Here is a 16682-nt window from a genome sequence, read left to right as displayed (position 1 = left end):
CGTTCACGACCGCTCAGTCGAGACAGAACTCGTTGCCCTCGATGTCCTGCATCAGGATGCAGGATTCGTTCACGGCATCGGCATGCAATACCCGCACCTGTACCGCTCCGAGCGCGACCAGTCGTGCGGACTCGGCCTCGAGTGTGGCGAGGCGCTCTTCACCCACGAGCCCGGTGCCGGCCCGTACATCGAGGTGCACCCGATTCTTGACGACCTTGCCTTCCGGAACACGCTGGAAGTACATGCGTGGGCCCACACCGGTGGGATCCATGCAGACGAACGCCGCGCCCCGGCGCTCGGGCGGCAGCGAGCGGTGGTATTCGTCCCAGGTGGCAAAGCCCTCCGGCGGCGGCGGTACGACGTACCCCAACACCTCGCACCAGAAACGAGCGACGCGCTCAGGCTCCGCGCAGTCGAAGGTGACTTGGAACTTCTTGATCGATGCCATCGGTCCACGGTAGCGGCGCGTGCCGTTCACCGGGAGCAGGGCTTGATCGCCGCGCGGCGGACGTGGCCCGCCCAGGTCCGTGAGCACCCTCATACCGCCTTCTCTGCCCAGAAGGCGACACCCCATGCGCTGCCCGCGGATCGCGGGGAGAGGCACGGATGCTCCCGGCACGGGGTGAGCGATCGACGGGGCGCGCTGTGTCGCGCCGTAGTCGGCCAAGACGGCTGATCACAGCGAAGACGGCTGGTCCGTAACGCATGTGCTGCGAACGGATCGCCTGGGCGGCTTTCGAGATTGTCGACGGCGAGGACCGCTACCCGGTCGTCATGTGGGGCTTCGCCGCCGAACCGGGCGTCGTTCCCGTCGCCCATCGCCCGTCGCCTGTCGGCCGTCGCCCGTCGCCCGTCGCCGGCGGCGGCGAAGGGAAGCGCCGAAAGCCTCCGCTTCGGTCGCTCCGCCGCGCCGCCGGACGACCGTGACTGGAAGCTCTGCGGAAGGGAAGGATGTTCGGGTGATCACTTGCGTCGTCGACTACACGATCGATCCCGCCAAGATCGAGGCGTTCGAACGGTTCGGGCGTTGTTGGATGGAACTGGTCGGTCGCCACGGTGGAATCCATCATGGCTACTTCCTGCCTGCCGAGGGGGCGAGCGACCGGGCCCTGGCCCTGTTCACCTTCCCGAGCCTGGCCGCCTACGAGCGGTACCGCGGCCTGTTCGGAGTGGATCCGGACTTCGTGGCAGCGGACCGTATCCGGGACGAGAGCGGTTGTGTCGTGCGCTACGAACGCACGTTCATGCGGCCGATACTGCCGGGGGACGTCGGTCCCGAAGCCGCGCCGCGGGATTGACGGAATCGGCGGCGCATCGCGAACGCCGCCGCCCGCCGTCGTGGTCGTCCCGTACGGGGATGGGGATGTGCGATCTCGCAGGCATCCGGTGGGTGGCCATCCCGCGAACCGCGCTGGGGAGTTGCTTCAGGGCTTCGTCGACTCGCTCGTTGTCGGAGGGCGGAAGCAAGTGTCGATGGTTTTGCCGTGGCGGTGGGGGTGGATGTTCCAGTCGTCGGTGACCGCGTCGACCAGGGCCAGGCCCCGTCCGCCGGGGGTGAGGCTGTCGGGGGTTCGTGGTGTCGGCAGAGTGGGGTCGTCGTCGCACACGTGCACGTGCAGGCAGTGGCCGTCCCAGGAGATGACCACGTGAGCGCGAGTGTGGGCGTGCAGGTGAGTGTTGGTGACCAGTTCGGTGACCACGAGCAGAATCGCGTCCACCGTCTCGGGGGCGTCCTCGGTCCACTCCAGCATGGCCAGGCGTTCCCTGGCCCATCGCCGCCCGGCGCCGACTCCCGTCTCCACGGGGAACGCCCGTGCCCATCCCTTGGCCCGCATCGCCTCGCCCAAAACCGTCCTCCCGGATCGTGTTGTCGCGGGTGCCTACCCGGTGAAGGCCACGCCATCCGTTCCGGGAGAGGTCAAGAAGACGGGCCGGGACATCGACTACATGTGCACGGTGGGGGCCGTGTTCGGGTCGACGACGGGGGCGCCGCGACGGAAGAGCAGCGCCGTGGCGACCAGGCCGACGGCGAAGAACGCGGCGGACCAGCGGTAGGCGGTCGCGTAACTCTCCAGCGCGGCGCGGGCGAAGGTCTCCGGGCCGGCCCGATGGTCCTTCAGGTAGTGCGATCCGGCCGACGCGGACAGCGTGCTCAGCAGCGCGATGCCGACCGAACCGCCGACCTGCTGCACGGTGTTGACCGCGGCCGAGGCAACCCCGGAGTCCTGCGCGCGTACGCCGAACGTGGCCGCGCTCATGCACGGCGCGATGACCAGTCCCACGCCCGCGCCGAACACGATCAGGCCGGGCATCAGGTCGGTCGCGTACGCACTGTCCAGATCCAGGCGGGTCATGTGGAGCAGGGCGAGCGCGGCCAGGCCCATCCCGGTCGGCACGATCGGCTTGGGCCCGAAGCGCGGCAGCAGGACGACGGTTGCGCTGGTCGCGGTGAGCATGATGCCGAACACCATGGGCAGGAAGGCCAGCCCGGTCTTCACCGGGCTGTAGTGCAGGGTCTGCTGCATGTAGTAGGTCAGGAACAGGAAGATGCCGAACATGCCGGCGCCGGCCACGAGCATGCCGATCAGGGCGGCGCCCCGGTCGCGGTCCAGGAGTACGCGCGGCGGCAGGAGCGGGTTGGCCACGACGGTCTGGATGCGGGCGAAGACGGCGAGCAGTACGACGGCGGCGATCAGGCAGCCGTAGGTGATCGGGTCGCGCCAACCGTCGCTCTCCGCGTGCGAGAAGCCGTAGACGAGCGCGAACAGACCGGCGGAGACGGCCAATGTGCCCGGCAGGTCCAGACGGGGGCGGTCGGCGGCGCGCTCGTGCCCGCCCAGCAGCAGGACTCCACCGACGATGGCGAGGCCGGCCAGGATCAGGTTGACGTACAGGCACCAGCGCCAGTCGAGGTGTTGGGTCAGTACGCCGCCCAGGAGCAGTCCCACGCCGCCGCCCGCGCCGGCGACGGCGCCGAACACGCCGAAGGCCTTGGCACGTTCGGTCGGGTCGGTGAACGTGGTGGTGAGCAGCGACAGTGCGGCCGGGGCGAGGAGCGCGCCGAAGACGCCCTGGAGGGCGCGGGCGGCCACCAGTACCTCGAAGTTCGGCGCGGCGCCGCCGGCGGCGGAGGCCAAGGCGAAGCCGAACAGGCCGATCAGGAAGGCGTTTCGGCGGCCGAACAGGTCGGCGATCCGGCCGCCGAGCAGCAGCAGGCTGCCGAACGCGAGGGCGTAGGCGGTGACCACCCATTGGCGATTGCCGTCGGAGAAGCCGAGGTCGCGCTGTGCGGACGGCAGGGCGATGTTGACGATGGTGGCGTCCAGGACGACGGTGACCTGGGCCAGCGCGATCACCGCGAGGATCCACCAGCGGCGGGGCACGGCGCCGGCAGCGGCCGGGTCCGGTGGTGCCACGGCCGGGGCGGCGGTGTTTTGTGGCATGGCGAATCTGCTCCTGTCGGGTGGGAGAGGACGCGCTTGGGGAAATGGCCTGCGGCCGGCGGTTCAGTGCCGGAGCAGCGCCGGGAGCACGACGGCGTCGATGTAGCGCTGTAGGTATTCCTCGTCGGCGATGCAGCCCTCGATCAGGGGTCGGCCGGTCACCGCGCCGATCAGCAGGTGTGCCAGCAGGCCCACCGCGGGGTTGTCCGGGGCGACTTCGCCGCGCGCGACAGCGTTCGCGAGCACCCGGTCGAGCACCGCCGCCTCGGGATCGACGATGGCTTCCCGTACCGCCAGGCCGAGTTCGGGATCGCCCAGGATGGCGTGCGCGACACTCGCGAGCAGTGCGGTGTCGGGGGCGGCGCCGTACGCGATCCGGTGCACGGTCTCGTACAGGTCGCCACGCAGCGAACCGGTGTCCAGGCCGACCAGGGACGCGCCCTTGTTGTGCCGCAGTGCCGCCGCGACCAGACGCGGCTTGCTCCGCCACTGGCGGTACAGGGTCGCCTTGCCGGCCTTGGCTCGCGTGGCGATGGCCTCCATGGTCAACGCGGCGTAGCCCATCTCACGGAGCAGGTCCAGCGTGGCCACGTACAACTCGGCCTCGCGCTCCGCGGTCAGCCGCGAACGTCGTCCGGAGGGCGCGGAGTCGGTGGTCCCGGTCGAGTCGGTGTGCATGCGGGGGTACCTCGTCGGTTGAAATAGCGAAACGACGTCGTTTCGCCAACGCTAGAGGTGGCGCTATCGAAACGCAACCGTTTCGATAGCGAGTTTGGTGGGGGTGGAGGTGGTCGGTCGTGAATATCGGTTCCAGGACCGGGATTCTCGGCATCGAGTCCGCGCGAAGACGACGCTGTCGAGCACGCCTGAGACTCCGTCAGGTCTCGTGGTGGACACATCTCAGGGTCAATGTCATTTTGTCGATTCGATCGATTGAGAAATCTGACGCATCGTCATATTGTCACGCCGGTCGAACGGAATGATCGACTCCGGTGGGGACACCGGCTGTGCTCGAACACGGACGCATACGGGCACCGGACGCAGACGGATCGCGACGGATCGACGGATCGCACGGACCGCACGGACTTCAGGGGTGAGACACGTGGGCCAGGAGCTGCCCGAACCGGCCGCGCAGGCCGGCAGGATCCGAGCCGCGGGGGTCGAGCGCCGATTCGGTCGCGGCGCGAGCCGGGTGCACGCGCTCGGCCCACTCGATCTGGACGTCGAACCCGGGGAATTCTGCTGCATCGTCGGCCCGTCAGGGTGTGGCAAGTCCACATTCCTGCGGATCGTGGCCGGGCTGGTCAAGCCGACCGCCGGCCGGGTCGAGGTGACGGCGGCGACCGCGAACCCCGCCGCGATGGTGTTCCAGAACTACGGCATCAGCCCGTGGAAGACGGTGTTGGCCAACGTTCGGTTCGGCCTGGACCTGCGTCGGGTGCCACGCAAGGAGGCGAACGCGCGAGCGCGCGACTGGCTGGGTCGACTCGGCCTCGCGGACTTCGCCGACCGCTACCCCGCGGCCCTGTCCGGCGGGATGCAGCAGCGCGTGTCGATCGCCCGCGCGCTCGCGGTCGAGCCGGAAATCCTGCTCATGGACGAGCCGTTCGCGGCCCTGGACGCGCAGCTGCGGACGATCCTGCAGGACGAACTCCTGGAGATCTGCCAGGCGGACAAGCGCACCGTCCTGTTCGTCACACACAGCCTGGAGGAGGCGCTGGTGCTGGGCGACCGCGTCCTGGTGATGTCCGCACGGCCCGGCCGACTGATCGCCGAGCGGGTACCGCCGTTCGCCCGCCCGCGGACCGGAGAGGTGCGCAGGTCACCGGAGTTCGCCGCGATGCAGGCCGAACTGTGGGAACTGCTGCGCGGGGAGGTCGAGACGACGACCACCCGCGAGCAGGAGACGGACCGGGAGCAGGACCGGGACCCGAAGCAGGGCGGCAAGCAGAAGCAGGACCCGAAGAGGGAGCAGGAGAAGGACAAGGAGGAGGTCGCGCCGTGACGGTCACCGTGAAGGACAACGCGTCGATCCGAGTGCTGGTCCGCGAACCGGGCACCGCCGAACGCGACCCCGGCCGGGCGCGGACGCGACGGCGACTCCTGGAGATCGGCCTGGCCGTCGCCGTTCCCGTGGTCCTCCTGCTGTGGTGGCAACTCGCCGCGAACCAGGGGTGGATCGACGACCGGCTCTACCCCGCGCCCTCGACCATCGTCGCGGACGGCTGGACCGACGCCACCGACGGCAAGCTGTGGCCGGACGTGTGGGCCACGCTGGCCCGGGTGCTGCCCGGCTACGCGATCGGCGCCATCGGCGGATTCGTCGTCGGCCTCCTGATGGGTACCAACGCGCTGGTTCGGGCCGCGCTCGAACCCACCCTGGACGCCCTGTACGTGGTGCCCAAGCTCGCGCTCCTGCCGATCTTCATGACCATGTTCGGTCTCGGCGAGGCACCGCACATCGCGCTTGTCGCGGTGACGGTGTTCTTCTTCGTCTGGATCGCCACAATGGCCGCGGTCATCGCCGTGCCCGACGGCTACCGCGAGGCCGGGGCGGTCTTCGGCGCCGGTCCGTGGCAGATGTTCCGACACGTGTTGCTGCCCGCGTCGCTGCCGCAGGTGATGGTGGGCCTGCGGATCTCGGCGGGCGTCGCGGTCCTGGTCATCATCGCCTCCGAGGGGATCGCCTCGCCCGACAACAAGGGCCTGGGCTACGTGATCTTCAATTCGCGCCAACTCTTCGACAACCGCGCGATGTTCGTCGGGATCATCGTGGTCGCGATCGTCGGCGTGCTCTTCTCCGAGTTGATCCGCCACGTGGGCCGACTGTGCACTCCGTGGGCACCGCGCGACCGCGGTCCCGGGCAGTCCTGACGCGCCGTCAACCACGACGCGGTCCCGACGCGACGTCACCACCTCAGCGCAGGCCCGATGCGATGCCACCACCTCGGCCGGGCCGCCCGCCTCGTGCGCGGCCTCCCGACCACACCTCGGCGCACCGACCCCGAAAGGCACATCATGGCGAGACGCGGATTCCTGACGACCACCGCACTGTTGGCCTGCACCACGCTGCTCGCCGGATGCGGCGGTTCCGCCGACTCCGGTTCGGACCGGGACAAGACCCCGCAGCCCAAGCGCCCGATCGAGGCGGTCGCGGGATGCGAGCACGCCTGGACCGATCCGGCCGACCTGGCCCCGACCCGCAAGCCGGCGCGCTGCACGGCGGGTTCGCCCGCCGCCAAGCCGCTCGCGCAGAAGGCGAAGATCACCGTGACGGCGGGCTCGTTGTCGGCCGAGTACCTCGGCCCGCTGCGCACCGCGATCGCCAAGGGCGAGTTCGCGAAGGAAGGTCTGGACGTCGAGCTCAAGCAGATGCCGGCCACCGACGCGATCACGCTGCTCGCCAAGGGCCAGGTGGACGTGCTGTATTCGGCGCCCGAGGCCGGCATGGTCAACGCGGTCAAGCAGGGCTTCGACATCAAGTGGGTCGCGGGCAACTATTCGGTGGCCCCCGAATCCAAGACCGGGGTCTGGGCCCGGGTCAAGGACGGCAAGACCGGGGACGCGGTCGACCTGAAGAACGCGCGCTTCGGCACGCTGGTGGGCAAGACGTCGGTGATCATGTACCCGATCGAGAGCGTGCTCGCCCAGCACAAGACCAAGCCCACCGACGTCTCCTTCCAGCAACTGGACGGCGCGGGTGTGCCCGAGGCGTTCAAGAACGGCGGCATCGACGCGGCCTGGCTGCTCGACCCGATCTGGAAGGACTTCGAGGGCAAGCCCGAGTACACATTCCTGGGCGGTCAGCCGGTCGGTGAGCCGCTCGGCGGAATGCTCTACGGGCAAAACCTTCTGGCGAAGAACCGGGACGCCGGCGTCGCGTTCCTGCGCGCGCTGATCCGCACCGTGAACACGTACTTCGCGGGCGACTACAAGCAGGACCCGGCGTTCGTCCAGGAATTGGCGACGACGCTGGGCAGCAAGCCCGAACTGCTGAAGTCCGTGCCCGCGCAGGTGGTCGACTGGGAGATCCGCGGCGGCACGACCGACCGGGTCCAGAAGATGTACATCGAGGGCAAGGTGGTCGAGGCACCGGCGTTGCCGGAGGACAAGCTCGTCGACCGCTCCTTCTACGCGGAGGCCGTGGGCCACACCGGCCCCTGAGCACGACGGCCGCTCACGCGGGCGGCATCGGATCGAACGCGGCCTTCCCGCCCGGGCGGCCGCGTTCGATCCGGAACCACGGCGTCGGGTGTTCTCCCACGGTACGTCGGCGGCCCCGACTCACGCGGCGCCGCTCGTGGGAACCCGACGCCGACACCTCGCTCCCGCCGCCTTCGACCACGGTCGGCTCGGATGCCGATCCGATCGAATCGAGCATCGGTACACGCAGCGAAACGGAACCTTGATCCTGGGAACGAGCGCGCCTAGGGTGGCGGAGCATCCCGCTCCCGCCGCACGACTGCGCAGTTCGCCCACAGCCGTGCCTTGCGCCCGCGAGGAGACATCATCACCGTCATCGAGCACGTCCCCCCGAAGCCGGTCGCCGGTCCGACTCCCGCTCCGCGTGGCCGAGTCCACCGCGAGGCGGACAGGCGGACCGGATGACCGGCCGCTCATGGCTGTACGTTCCCGGGGACCGACCCGCCATGCTCGAAAAGGCACTGTCCCGAGGTGCGGACGCCGTCATCGTCGACCTCGAGGACGCCGTGCCCGCCTCGGCCAAGTCCGCCGTGCGCGCCGAGGTCGCGCGGTGGCTGACCGGGCAGGACCCCGAGGGACAATGCGCGATCTGGGTCCGCATCAACTCCGGTACGCCGGGCCTCGTCGACGCCCGTGCCGTCGTCGCGCCCGCCCTGCGCGGTCTGGTCCAGGCCAAGTGCGCGGGTCTCGACGAACTGCGCGCACTGCACGACGTCCTCACCGAGCGGGAACACGAAACGGGCATCGACGCGGGCCGGACCCAGGTGTCCCCGCTGCTGGAGGACGCGGCGGCGATCCTCGCCGCACCTGCCATCGCGCGTGCGCCCCGCGTGACTCGACTCCAGGTCGGCGAGGCGGACTTGTGTGCGGACCTGGGCATCGAACCCGGTGACGACGAATCGGAACTCCTCGCGATCCGGTCCCGGATCGTGCTCGCTTCGGCGGCTGCCGGCATCGCCCCTCCGGTCGCCCCCGTGTCGACCGACTACCGCGACCTGGACGCCCTGCGCCGTTCCACCGAACGGTTGCGTCGTCTCGGCTACCGATCGCGTGCATGCATCCACCCCGATCAACTGAGGGTCGTTCACGACGTGTTCACTCCCTCGCCGGAGGCCGTCGAGCGCGCCGGACGACTCGTCGCCCGCTTCGAGGCCGGCCTTGCCGCAGGACAGGCGGTCTGTGTCGGCGACGACGGCAAGATGATCGACGAGGCGGTGGTCCGCAACGCCCGCCGGATCCTGGCTGCGGGAAACGCGGCGTCAGGGGGATCGGCGTCCCGATAGGGGTGCGTGCAACTCGTCGACCACGGCGTGCAGTCGGCCGCCCGGCACGCGGGCGATCCCGATCGCGGTCGGGCAGCGCCGGCACCCGGCGTGACGCACCTGCGCCACCGCGTGGAGCGATGACCTCGACCGCTTCGACAACGCCTCCCGGAGCAGGGATTCGACCCCGTGGGGCCCCGAGGTTGTCGAGCCCTCGACCCCGGGCACCGCGCGGCGGTGGAAGTCGCCGGTGGGGTCGAGAGGTCGCCTGGGCGAGGGAGCGGTCATCCGGCCGGGGGCAGGGAGTCGAGCCAGGCAGTCAGGAGATGGTTGACTTCGTCGGGGCGTTCCTGCTGGATCCAGTGGCCGCAGCCGTCCACGATGTGCGAGGAGACCAGGCCGGGCAGCGTGGACGGGTACGCGTCGATCGCGTCGGCCATCCACGTCGTGGAGGCGTCCAGGCCGCCGCCGATGAACAGGGACGGCTGCTTGATGGGCGCGCCGGCGTAGGGGGCGAGGTCCTCCCAGTCGCGGTCCATGTTGCGATAGCGGTTGAGTGCCCCGGTCATGCCGGTGCGCTCGAACTCTCCCGCGTACACGTCGAGGTCGCCCTCGGTCAGCCAGGAGGGCAGCCGACCGCTCGGAAAGCGGTCGCGCAGCAGCCCTCCGCCGCGGCTCACGAAGTGCGGGTCGGGTTCGCCCCGCGCCGGCATGATGTCGGCGGACAGGGCCGCGAAGAAGCCCGCGAGCCAGCCGCGGACGTCGGGTTCCATCTCGGCCTCGGCGCGGCCGGGCTCTTGGAAGTAGGAGACGTAGAACTCCGCCTCCCCGCCCATCCGGGTGAACACGTCGGTCGGGCGGGGGCCGCCGGGCGGTGCGTAGGGGACGCTCAGCAGTCCGACCGCGCGGAAGCTCTCGGGGTGGAGCAGGGCGGACCCGGCCGCGATGTTCGAGCCCCAGTCGTGTCCGATGATCACCGCCGTGTCCTCACCCAGAGCGTGCACCAGGGCGACGTTGTCCTCCACCAGGGCGAGCATCCGGTAGTCCTGCGTCGCGGCCGGCTTCGAGGAGCGGCCGTAGCCGCGTACGTCCAGTGCGACCGCCCGGTATCCCGCCGCCGCGAGTGCCGGGAGCTGGTACCGCCAGGAGAACCAGGACTCGGGGAAGCCGTGGACGAGCAGGACCAGCGGCCCGGTGCCCTGTTCGACCAGGTGCAACCGGCCGGCGGGTGCCTCGATGGTGCGGTGGCGCAGGTCTGCGGCTGGTGCGGGCTGGTACATGGCCCCTCCTCGGGTTCCCGGGTGGCTGCGGCGACGCACCGATCATGCGCTGCCGCGGTCGACCGACGCGACTTCCCTTGCCATCCTGGCAAACTGGTAGGCCAGGGCGGTGAACACGGCCCGACCGGAAGGGGTGAGGCGAGAATGAGGGACGACGGCACAGCCGAAGCACTGGCGGCCATGGGCCCGCGGCTGCGGACCGTTCGCGAGCGGCACGGTGCCACGCTCACCGACGTGAGCCGAGCAACCGGCATCTCCCTCAGCACGCTGTCGCGCTTCGAGAACGGACGGCGCAAGCCGACCCTGGAGGCGCTGCTGAGCCTGGCCAAGACGTACGGCGTCACGCTCGACGAACTCGCCGGCACCGCGTCCGCCACGGCGGAGAGACCGCGAAGTGCCGGGCCGCGGCGCCCCGGGCAGGACAAGACGATGTTGCCGCTGACCCCATACGTCGGGGGCCTGCACGCCCACAAGCACATCCTGCCCGCCGACGGCGAGCCGCCGCTGCGCCCACGACAGGTATCCCACGAAGGCTACGAATGGCTGTGCGTGTTGTACGGGCGGTTGTGGCTGGCGCTCGGCGAACAGGACCTCGTCCTCACCGCCGGAGAAGTCGTCGAGTTCGACACCCGTACACCCCACGGAGTCGCCAACGCCGCCGCTGACGGAACGGTCGAATACCTGATCATGTTCGGGCCGCAGGGTGAACGGCTGCGCCCGCGCACCCTCTAGGAACCGGGTACGAGTTCGCGCAGGGTCGTGTGGCGCGGAACTCCCGAAGCCGGCGCGTCGCGGCAGCCGGGTCCCTTGCGGCCGGTTGGCTCAGTGGCGATCGCCGGAGGATGTGGGCCGCCGTGCAATGGAAGCCGCCGCACGAATCCCGGCGGGCCGTGCTGCCGGGTCGTCGGGGGCCGGCCGCGCACTGCGTGTTTCGGTGTGCCGGCGGACGTCGGGTGACGGCGCCGCGTTGGTCGGTGTCGGTTCACGCGTCGTCCGGGAGGATTCCGGCGGCGACGGTGTTGTCGGTTGCCTCGTCGACGAGGATGAAGCTGCCGGTCGCGCGGTTGCGGCGGTAGGTGTCGTGGACGAGCGGGGCGGTGGTGCGCGGGGTGACGCGGCCGATCTCGTTGAGCGCGAGGGCCATGGCATCGGGTTCGCGGTGTCCGGTGTTCACGTCGAGGCGATGGCGCCGTTCGGCGACCTCGGAACGGTCACGAGCTTCGACGGAAAGGCCCGATGGCGTAGGCGCGTTGGGACGTGCGCCGGCGATGGGTGGGGGCGGGTCGGGGCATCGGGGCGACGAGCGTCGTCCTCGGGCTCGCCGGGAGGGCGGCCTCGGCTACCGGCTGTCGGTGATCGTATGATCGTGGCGGTCGGAGCGGTTGTCGTGCCGGCCACGGGTGTTGGATACAAGACTGGATGTGGGGCTGTCGTGACCTCCGCACTGATCATCGGCGATATCCAGCAGGGCATCACGAGCGGATACCCGTTCGCTGGGCGTGTCGTGCCGACGCTCACCGAACTGCTTCCCCGTGCCCGCGAGAGCGGTGCTCTCGTGGTGTTCGTGCACTTCGCCGTTCGGGGCAATGGGGCCGATCTGCCGCCGGGCAACGAGCTGTTCAGGACGTTCCACGAAGCCGGGGACACCTTCCATGAGGGATCGGCCGGAACCGAGATCGCGCTGCCGGTGGTCGACGAGGACGTCGTCGTGGTGAAACGCCGCGCAAGCGCGTTCGCCGGTACGGATCTCGACCTGGTGCTTCGCGCGAGGGGGGTCGACACTCTCGCGATCGCCGGAGTCGCGACCAGCGCGATGGTGGCCGCGACGTGCTACGACGCGGCGGACCGTGGCTACGGAGTGACCGTGCTCCGCGACGGCTGCGCCGACGGTGACGCGGCGATACACGACTTCTTCATGGACGCGGTCTTCCCGAGCCGGGGATTCGAGGTCGTACCCTGCGCCGACTGGCCCGGAAAGTAGCGCCGCCACGCCGCACCGGGTGATCTCCGCTCCCGGGCTGCGGATCGCCGGGAGACGGAGGTCGGTGGATTCTGCGCTCCCCACCCTTCAGGCGTGGTCGCGGCGGTGCCGGCGGATGGCCTCGGCCATCGCGGCGGCGGTGGAGAGGACGGCGCGGGTCTTGGCCGGGCCGGTGTTGCCCGCGGCGGCGAGTGCCTCGTTGAGGGGGACGTTGATGCCGTAGTGACTGCTGCATCGAGCCCACGAAGTCCGCGTCGTGCTTGGTGCCGAGCAGCGGCATGATGTACGGCACGGCCCCGACGTGACCGTCGTGCCGCGAACCGTGCGCCGAGGTTCGCGGCTGTACGCGATCCACGGCGGTGGGCGTGGGTCGGTCAGGGTTTGCGTGCCACCGTGCGTGGCGGGAGTGACAGCCGTGCGTGGCGGGAGCGGCGGTGAGGCCCTGATCGCGTCGGGGTCCCGGCTCCGGATGGCGAGGAGCCCGGTGGTTCAAGGCGGGCGGCCTCGCCGGTGGCCGATATTTCGTGATTGCGGACCATCCGGCTATTTCACGATCTCGTAGCGCAGAAGTACCACGCCGTTTGCGAACGATGTGGCCCCGACCGGCTTCAGTGCCGATCAAGGACGCCCGCGCAGGCGCGCGTCGGCGGCCCGGTTCCTGCGCGGCGTCGCATCGTGTGTGGCGCCGGTCACAGGAACCCGCCGATGCCGCCGGACAGGTCCAAGGACATGACGACGAAACTGCGCGCGCGTATTCGCGACGGGGACGACGACGCTTTCGCGGAGTTGTTCGATCAGTACGCACGGTCCGTCTACAACCACGCCTTCCGATTGACGGGGGACTGGTCGACGGCCGAGGACGTCGTGTCCCTGACCTTCTTCGAGGCGTGGCGGCTGCGTGGCCGGTTGGACACCGAGGGCGGATCGTTGCGGCCGTGGCTGCTGGGGATCGCCACCAACACCGTGCGGAACATCAGGCGCGCGGCCCGACGTCACGCTGCCGCGATGTCGCGGTTGCCACCGGGCGGTGTCCTGCCGGACTTCTCCGACGAGGTCGTGGGCCGGATCGACGACACCGAACTGCTGGACGCGGTACGGCTCGCGCTGGACACGCTGCGCCGCACCGAACGGGAGGTGTTGGCGCTGTGCGTGTGGTCGGGTTGCGACTACGCGACGGCGGCCCGGACGCTGGGCATTCCGGTGGGCACGGTGCGCTCGCGGCTCTCCCGCGCCCGGCGCAAACTCGCCGCCGCGGCGGAGAAACGGGAACCGCTTCGCCGCTCGGGACAGGTGAGAGGTGCCCACACATGCGCGAGCAGGCCCATTCAGGAAGGAAACGAATGAACGCCACGACGTCGCTCCCCGAGAAGGACCTTCCGCCGGGTCGCCATCAGCAGATCAAGGAGCATCTGATGCGCGAGATTCGGCACGACCACGCTCCGACCGGGAGTCCTTCCCGACGCACCCCGTGGCTGCGACCCGTCATCGTCGGACCGGCGGCGGCCGGTGCCCTGGCCCTCGCGGTCCTCGCGGGCGTCAGCGTGAACGGTACGGACAATCCCGGCAGGACGATCGGTCGGGCCGGGCCGGCGACGTCCGCCTTCGCCCCGCGGGTCAACGGCGACACCACCGGTGGTGCCGCCGACCTGCTCAACCGCATCGCGATGGTCGCGGCCGAGTCGCACGCGGCGGAGGGCATTCGGGACGACCAGTACGTCTACGTGCGCAGCCGGGTCGCCTCGGCGACGGTCGGCGAAGGCATCCCCACCACCATGACCCCCTTGCACCTGCGCGAGGTATGGAGGGCCGTGGACGGCTCCCGCCCGGGACTGGTCCGAGAGCCGGGTCAATCGCACCTTGCCGACGGGGAGCCGCTCGAGGCCGAGGCGCGTCCCGGCGAACTCGGCTACGAGTCGACCACCAACTACCGGCACCTTTCGACCCTGCCGACCGACCCGGACGCGATGTACCGCTGGCTGCGGGCCCAAGGCGACAAGGAGGCGGACGACCGGAACCCGGACCAGGACGCCTTCGTCCTGGTGAGCGACCTGCTCCGCGAATCCCTGATGCCGCCGAGGGTGGGGGCCGCGCTCTACCGGGCCGCCGCCAGGATCCCGGGCGTGCTCGTCGTACCGGACGCCGTCACCGCCGCCGATCGACACGGCGTCGCGATCGTGCGATACGACTCCTACAATCCCGGTGTCCGCGACGAACTGATCTTCGACAAGGACACGTTGCGGTACATCGGTTCGCGCCGTGTCGCGACGAAGGCGACCGACAGCATCGAGGCGGGGCAGGTGCTCGACACCTCGGCGGTATTGGAGACCGCGGTGGTCGACAGGCCGGGCATGCTGCCCTGATCGACACCCGACGCGAGTCCCGAGGACCGGCGGAGCCGGCGGCGGATGGTCGACGCGAACATCCCCGGTGGTGACGTGACGCAAGGCCCGGGCGCCGCCGAACGGTTCCGGGGCCCGCTTCGTGCGGGCCCCGGGCCGAGAGCGCGGGCCGTTGTCGCACCCCTGTGGTGGGGTGCTGTCGGACGGTCGACAGCGAGGGCGGGGACGATGGGTGAACGTACGGTCTGGCGGCCGTTCTTGGACCAGTGGAGCGAGGAGTGGGTCGCGGGGCACGATCCGGAGCGCGACGGGCCGCTCGCGGAGGAAGTGGTAAGGGACACCTGGCTCGGGTTCGCGCCGGCGAGCGAGGCCGAGGTCGCCGAGGCCGAGGCCCGACTCGGGCGCCGACTGCCGCCTTCGCTACGGGAGTTCCTGCTCGTCACCGACGGGTGGCGGGATGCGGGGAACTTCATCTACCGGCTGGCGGGCAGCGCGGAACTGGAATGGCTGAGGGACACCGACGACCGTAGCTGGATCGACGTCTGGGAAGAACTCGCGGAAGACGAGGACGACGAGGAGGCGTTCGGCGTCCAGGAGGCGAAGGTCCTCGCGCGTTCGCTGCGTCTGTCCCTCGATGGTGACGCCGCGATCATGCTGCTCGACCCGGACGACGTGGACGGGGACGGCGAGTGGGCGGGGTACTGGCTCGCCTCCTGGTCCGGCGAAGGGCCCCAGCGGTACGAATCGTTCCACGACCTCATGCACCGGCAGTGGGTGTCCTTCCACGCCCTGCGCAAGCCGCCGGGTGCCACTCGGGACCACTGGGACGCGGAGGTCGAGCGGGCTCGCCGTGAGGCGCTCGCCGGGGCGGTGAGCGGGCCGTTCGCGGTGTTCGCCCAGGCGCGCGAGTACGGACGCGAGCGCGCCGATGTGCTGAGCACGCAGATGGAGGCGATGCTCGGCGATTGGCGCAGGCACCTCGCCGGCCTGCTGTGGTACGGCCCGAGCAAGGACGATCTCCTTGCCGGCCCGCTGTTCGCCGCGGAACTCCTGCCGCTGCTGGTCCGGCACGACCGGCTCGCCCACGCTCACGACCTGCGGCCCCTGCCGCGGCTCAAGGAGTACGCGCCCGAACCGATACGGGAGCTCATCGCCGACTACGAGGCCCGTGCCGATGCACCGGGCTTCCGGCTCACCTTCGGCGGCGGCCCCGAGTTCGACGCGGCCGTGCACGCCGTCGCCGACTTCCTTGCCGCACACCCGGCCTTCCAGGTTCCTGTCGAGCCGACGCCGCGTACGGGCCCCATCGTCATCACTGCGTACGCGAGCGGCGACCCGGCGCCCGAAGTCGACCCATGGGCCGATCCCATGAAGGCGCGGGCGGCCCGCGCGGCCCTGTGCGACGAAGCCTGGCCCGAACTCCGGGCGGCGCTGCGCCTGTGGAGGCCGGTGTGCGAGGACCACATCGCCCCGATATCCCTGTTCGCCGCACCTGTCCTGGCCGAGATGATCACCGGGGCCCGCGGCCGCGAAATCCTGGCCATGCCTCGTGGTGCGGGCTCCGGCGTGCGCCGGGTCGGGAGGGCGTGAAGGCCGCGGGCCGGCCGGCGGTCGGACCCGGCGGGTCGTGCTCTCGGTGGTCGCATCCACCGGTCGAGGGCTCTGCTCGATCACAGCCAAGCGGTGGCAAGCCAGATGGTCGCCGCACCAGCGGTGATCAGCCCGATGTTGAGCGTGACTCGGCGGTCTTCGCCGGTCAGGTGGACGGCGATCGCACCGATCTGCAGCAGGGTGAACCCGATGGCCGCGGCCAGGGCCGGCCAGGGGGCGACGCCGGTCGCCGGCGGCAGGAGCAGGCCGACGGCGCCCAGCACTTCGACCGTTCCCAGCGCCCTGACGGCGGGCAGCGGTATGCGGTCCACCCAAGCCATCATCGGCCGGAGCAGATCGGGGCTGCGGACCACCTTGAGCCCTCCCGCGTAGAGGTAGAAGGAGGCGAGCAGTCCGGCAACGATCCAATAGGCGGTGTTCATGATCTCCGTTCGGGGTCACCAAGCGTGGGTGACCCGCCGGTTCCGGGGTGACCCGGAAGGTGTCCATAGGCGTGTGTGAGTGACCCGGACGCCGAGGGTGGCCGAGGGGTGGCAGCGCCCGGGTCGTGCCGCACGCCGCCG

The 16682-nt window shown here is 70.4% G+C and carries 17 protein-coding genes; 10 read left to right on the top strand and 7 right to left on the bottom strand.

What is annotated here, in order from left to right; genetic code table 11:
- Positions 1-13: 13 nt before the first annotated feature.
- On the bottom strand, positions 14-448 hold the full coding sequence (locus ACIRL2_RS18790) for a VOC family protein (protein WP_402233401.1): 435 nt from the start codon (positions 446-448) through the stop codon (positions 14-16).
- A 511-nt stretch (positions 449-959) separates the two neighbouring features.
- Here ACIRL2_RS18790 and ACIRL2_RS18785 point away from each other — a divergent pair.
- Positions 960-1298 (top strand): NIPSNAP family protein, encoded by a 339-nt coding sequence (locus ACIRL2_RS18785; protein ID WP_395860204.1) that lies wholly within the window; start codon positions 960-962, stop codon positions 1296-1298.
- 126 nt (positions 1299-1424) lie between these two features.
- Here ACIRL2_RS18785 and ACIRL2_RS18780 read toward each other — a convergent pair whose 3' ends face one another.
- The 3 genes from ACIRL2_RS18780 to ACIRL2_RS18770 all read right to left on the bottom strand — a co-directional run bounded on the left by ACIRL2_RS18780 (position 1425) and on the right by ACIRL2_RS18770 (position 4121).
- On the bottom strand, positions 1425-1847 hold the full coding sequence (locus tag ACIRL2_RS18780; RefSeq protein WP_395860202.1) for an ATP-binding protein: 423 nt from the start codon (positions 1845-1847) through the stop codon (positions 1425-1427).
- A 96-nt stretch (positions 1848-1943) separates the two neighbouring features.
- On the bottom strand, positions 1944-3443 hold the full coding sequence (locus tag ACIRL2_RS18775; protein ID WP_402233398.1) for an MFS transporter: 1500 nt from the start codon (positions 3441-3443) through the stop codon (positions 1944-1946).
- A 63-nt stretch (positions 3444-3506) separates the two neighbouring features.
- Positions 3507-4121 (bottom strand): TetR/AcrR family transcriptional regulator, encoded by a 615-nt coding sequence (locus ACIRL2_RS18770; protein WP_402233396.1) that lies wholly within the window; start codon positions 4119-4121, stop codon positions 3507-3509.
- Positions 4122-4557: 436 nt separating this feature from the next.
- On the opposite strand from ACIRL2_RS18770, the gene ACIRL2_RS18765 reads away from it, so the two are divergent.
- The 4 genes from ACIRL2_RS18765 to ACIRL2_RS18750 all read left to right on the top strand — a co-directional run bounded on the left by ACIRL2_RS18765 (position 4558) and on the right by ACIRL2_RS18750 (position 8929).
- A complete protein-coding gene (locus ACIRL2_RS18765) occupies positions 4558-5448 on the top strand; it encodes an ABC transporter ATP-binding protein (RefSeq protein WP_395860953.1) in 891 nt (296 codons plus the stop codon).
- Positions 5445-6317, top strand: coding sequence for an ABC transporter permease (locus ACIRL2_RS18760; protein ID WP_395860197.1), 873 nt, complete (start codon positions 5445-5447; stop codon positions 6315-6317). Before ACIRL2_RS18765 ends, ACIRL2_RS18760 begins: the two co-directional genes overlap by 4 nt.
- A gap of 144 nt (positions 6318-6461) precedes the next feature.
- Positions 6462-7607 carry an ABC transporter substrate-binding protein gene (locus tag ACIRL2_RS18755; protein ID WP_402233392.1) on the top strand — a complete coding sequence of 382 codons (1146 nt, stop codon included), beginning with the start codon at positions 6462-6464 and terminating at the stop codon, positions 7605-7607.
- A gap of 440 nt (positions 7608-8047) precedes the next feature.
- Entirely contained in the window at positions 8048-8929 is an 882-nt protein-coding gene (locus ACIRL2_RS18750; protein ID WP_402233390.1) for an HpcH/HpaI aldolase/citrate lyase family protein, read from the top strand.
- A 263-nt stretch (positions 8930-9192) separates the two neighbouring features.
- On the opposite strand, the gene ACIRL2_RS18745 is transcribed toward ACIRL2_RS18750, so the two are convergent.
- Positions 9193-10188 (bottom strand): alpha/beta fold hydrolase, encoded by a 996-nt coding sequence (locus ACIRL2_RS18745; protein ID WP_402233387.1) that lies wholly within the window; start codon positions 10186-10188, stop codon positions 9193-9195.
- 144 nt (positions 10189-10332) lie between these two features.
- On the opposite strand from ACIRL2_RS18745, the gene ACIRL2_RS18740 reads away from it, so the two are divergent.
- A complete protein-coding gene (locus tag ACIRL2_RS18740) occupies positions 10333-10920 on the top strand; it encodes a helix-turn-helix domain-containing protein (RefSeq protein WP_395860189.1) in 588 nt (195 codons plus the stop codon).
- Positions 10921-11170: 250 nt separating this feature from the next.
- Here the strand turns inward: ACIRL2_RS18740 and ACIRL2_RS18735 are convergent, their stop codons facing one another.
- Positions 11171-11458, bottom strand: a complete 288-nt coding sequence (locus ACIRL2_RS18735; protein ID WP_395860951.1) for an elongation factor 1-alpha C-terminal domain-related protein — start codon at positions 11456-11458, stop codon at positions 11171-11173.
- Between the two features lie 162 nt (positions 11459-11620).
- Here ACIRL2_RS18735 and ACIRL2_RS18730 point away from each other — a divergent pair, with 162 nt between their 5' ends.
- The 4 genes from ACIRL2_RS18730 (at position 11621) to ACIRL2_RS18715 (ending at position 16098) form a co-directional block, all read left to right on the top strand.
- Entirely contained in the window at positions 11621-12169 is a 549-nt protein-coding gene (locus ACIRL2_RS18730; RefSeq protein ID WP_395860187.1) for a cysteine hydrolase family protein, read from the top strand.
- Between the two features lie 729 nt (positions 12170-12898).
- Positions 12899-13513 carry an RNA polymerase sigma factor gene (locus tag ACIRL2_RS18725; protein WP_402233778.1) on the top strand — a complete coding sequence of 205 codons (615 nt, stop codon included), beginning with the start codon at positions 12899-12901 and terminating at the stop codon, positions 13511-13513.
- Positions 13510-14529: a CU044_5270 family protein gene (locus tag ACIRL2_RS18720; protein WP_402233383.1), complete on the top strand. Its 1020-nt coding sequence runs from the start codon at positions 13510-13512 to the stop codon at positions 14527-14529. Before ACIRL2_RS18725 ends, ACIRL2_RS18720 begins: the two co-directional genes overlap by 4 nt.
- Positions 14530-14736: 207 nt before the next feature.
- A complete protein-coding gene (locus ACIRL2_RS18715) occupies positions 14737-16098 on the top strand; it encodes an SMI1/KNR4 family protein (RefSeq protein WP_402233381.1) in 1362 nt (453 codons plus the stop codon).
- Between the two features lie 80 nt (positions 16099-16178).
- Here the strand turns inward: ACIRL2_RS18715 and ACIRL2_RS18710 are convergent, their stop codons facing one another.
- Positions 16179-16541, bottom strand: a complete 363-nt coding sequence (locus tag ACIRL2_RS18710) for a DoxX family protein (protein WP_402233379.1) — start codon at positions 16539-16541, stop codon at positions 16179-16181.
- Positions 16542-16682: the final 141 nt, after the last annotated feature.

The organism is Embleya sp. NPDC127516 (genome assembly GCF_044765325.1).
Taxonomy (GTDB): domain Bacteria; phylum Actinomycetota; class Actinomycetes; order Streptomycetales; family Streptomycetaceae; genus Embleya.
This window is presented reverse-complemented; position numbering and strand designations above follow the sequence as displayed.

Bases quoted from the DNA above. Each gene is read 5' to 3' on its own strand.
- ACIRL2_RS18790 (WP_402233401.1), bottom strand. From the start codon at position 448: ATGGCATCGATCAAGAAGTTCCAAGTCACCTTCGACTGCGCGGAGCCT.
- ACIRL2_RS18775 (WP_402233398.1), bottom strand. From the start codon at position 3,443: ATGCCACAAAACACCGCCGCCCCGGCCGTGGCACCACCGGACCCGGCC.
- ACIRL2_RS18770 (WP_402233396.1), bottom strand. From the start codon at position 4,121: ATGCACACCGACTCGACCGGGACCACCGACTCCGCGCCCTCCGGACGA.
- ACIRL2_RS18755 (WP_402233392.1), top strand. From the start codon at position 6,462: ATGGCGAGACGCGGATTCCTGACGACCACCGCACTGTTGGCCTGCACC.
- ACIRL2_RS18750 (WP_402233390.1), top strand. From the start codon at position 8,048: ATGACCGGCCGCTCATGGCTGTACGTTCCCGGGGACCGACCCGCCATG.
- ACIRL2_RS18745 (WP_402233387.1), bottom strand. From the start codon at position 10,188: ATGTACCAGCCCGCACCAGCCGCAGACCTGCGCCACCGCACCATCGAG.
- ACIRL2_RS18740 (WP_395860189.1), top strand. From the start codon at position 10,333: ATGAGGGACGACGGCACAGCCGAAGCACTGGCGGCCATGGGCCCGCGG.
- ACIRL2_RS18725 (WP_402233778.1), top strand. From the start codon at position 12,899: ATGACGACGAAACTGCGCGCGCGTATTCGCGACGGGGACGACGACGCT.
- ACIRL2_RS18720 (WP_402233383.1), top strand. From the start codon at position 13,510: ATGAACGCCACGACGTCGCTCCCCGAGAAGGACCTTCCGCCGGGTCGC.
- ACIRL2_RS18715 (WP_402233381.1), top strand. From the start codon at position 14,737: ATGGGTGAACGTACGGTCTGGCGGCCGTTCTTGGACCAGTGGAGCGAG.
- ACIRL2_RS18710 (WP_402233379.1), bottom strand. From the start codon at position 16,541: ATGAACACCGCCTATTGGATCGTTGCCGGACTGCTCGCCTCCTTCTAC.